Below are 1,017 nucleotides of genomic sequence, written 5' to 3'. Positions count from 1 at the left end.
GTCGCCGGACGCGGTCCGGGAGGACCTCCGCGACGAGCTCGGCGAACGCGGGTATCAGGCGCTCGACGACGTCCTCGACGCCGCGACGGCGCGCGACGACGGACTGGCGACCACGACGGAGGTCCGCGAGGGACAGCCGGCAACGGAGATCACCGAGTACGCCCGGTCCGTCGACGCGGACGTCGTCGTGACGGGAACGCGAGGTCGACACGGGGAGAACCGGTTCCTCATCGGCTCCGTCGCCGAGCGCGTCGTCAGGACCTGTCCGGTCCCCGTGTTGACCGTTCGGCGACTCACCGACGAGGATCCCCGGCGCGTCACCGTTTGACTGAGGACCGGCGAGAGCCGTCAGCTACCCGAACACACCGGTTGCTACCGGGGATCACTTCAGAAGCTAGGGCAGGGATTTGAACCCCGGAAGTCTCGATTACAAGTCGAGTGCATGAACCACCCATGCTCCCCTAGCGCAGGCGGGCGTACTCGGTCCTCGTATGAGTGCGTGTCGCTTTCGACGAGCGATCGGTCGCCGCATCGGTCGGCGTCCGCGCGTCACTCGTCATCGGTACTCCCGTCTCTCTCGTCGGTCTCGCCCCCACCGTCGAGCGACTTCCACAGTTCGACGCGGTTCGGTTCGTACCCGTGCTCGGCGTAGAACGCGCGTGCACGCTCGTTGTCGACGAGCGCTTCGAGCGCGACGGCGTCCGCGCCGGCCTCGACCAGCGCGTCTTCGGCCGCAGCGAGCAGCGCCCCCCCGATCCCCTCTCCCCGGTGTCCGGGCCGAACGTACAGGTTGCTGACGACCCCGCGGGTGTGGTCTCGCTCGTACCCGTCGCGTTCGAGCGTGAAGCCGACGAAGCCGACGACTCTCTCTGACCCCACGTCGGCGTCCGATCCGGCGGCCGTCGTCCCATCACGTTCCGTCGACCGGGCGACGAGCAGCTCCCCGGTGACGGTGCTTCGGGCCACCCACTCGCGAACCGCGGGACGGTTCGCCCGCGCGAGCAGCGTCGACCCGTG

The 1,017-nt window shown here is 69.2% G+C and carries 2 protein-coding genes and 1 tRNA gene; 1 reads left to right on the top strand and 2 read right to left on the bottom strand.

Translation table 11 applies throughout. The features are described 5' to 3' along the window. Positions 1–328, top strand: a 328-nt coding sequence (locus ACFQEU_RS16525; protein ID WP_379783921.1) for a universal stress protein, incomplete at its 5' end; no start/stop codon positions are given. 64 nt (positions 329–392) lie between these two features. Here the strand turns inward: ACFQEU_RS16525 and ACFQEU_RS16520 are convergent. Together ACFQEU_RS16520 and ACFQEU_RS16515 are read right to left on the bottom strand one after the other, a co-directional pair. Further along, positions 393–466: transfer RNA gene (locus ACFQEU_RS16520), tRNA-Thr, on the bottom strand. Positions 467–549: 83 nt separating this feature from the next. Beyond that, positions 550–1,017 (bottom strand): GNAT family N-acetyltransferase (locus ACFQEU_RS16515; protein WP_379783919.1); only part of this gene is annotated, 468 nt, incomplete at its 5' end.

Source organism: Halorubrum tibetense, from assembly GCF_042661865.1.
Lineage (GTDB): Archaea > Halobacteriota > Halobacteria > Halobacteriales > Haloferacaceae > Halorubrum > Halorubrum tibetense.
Note: the sequence above shows the minus strand (reverse complement) of the source record. Positions and strands in the feature narration are given on the sequence as shown.